This is a genomic window from Pseudoxanthomonas mexicana (genome assembly GCF_001556105.1).
In the GTDB taxonomy this organism is placed as follows: Bacteria; Pseudomonadota; Gammaproteobacteria; order Xanthomonadales; family Xanthomonadaceae; genus Pseudoxanthomonas_A; species Pseudoxanthomonas_A mexicana_A.
In genome coordinates, this window is record NZ_LSIF01000046.1 from 1 (window position 1) to 254 (window position 254).

Annotated in this window: 1 pseudogene; it reads right to left on the reverse strand. The window is 65.0% G+C overall.

Going from position 1 to position 254, the window contains the following annotated elements:
• Positions 1 to 94, reverse strand: a pseudogene (locus AX730_RS18450) (flagellin); the annotation flags it as partial.
• Positions 95 to 254 lie beyond the last annotated feature (160 nt).

Genomic DNA, 254 nt, shown 5'->3' on the forward strand with positions numbered 1-254 from the left:
GGCGCTGGATGGTGGTGGCGAGCGAAGCGCCGCTGGTGCTCAGGTTGCGCTGAGCGTTGAGCGACATCGTGTTGGTATTGATGACCTGTGCCATGACGGGGTCCTGGAGAAAGGGAAGGTGGAGCCTGGAACGAGTGGGTAGTACGAAGAGGAATGCCCGGCGCCTGCCACCAAGCCGGTGGAAGGCGGAGGAAGGGTGGGGCCCTTCCTCCCGGCGTCAAACGGAGGGAGACGAATCCGTCCGGGACGCCTGC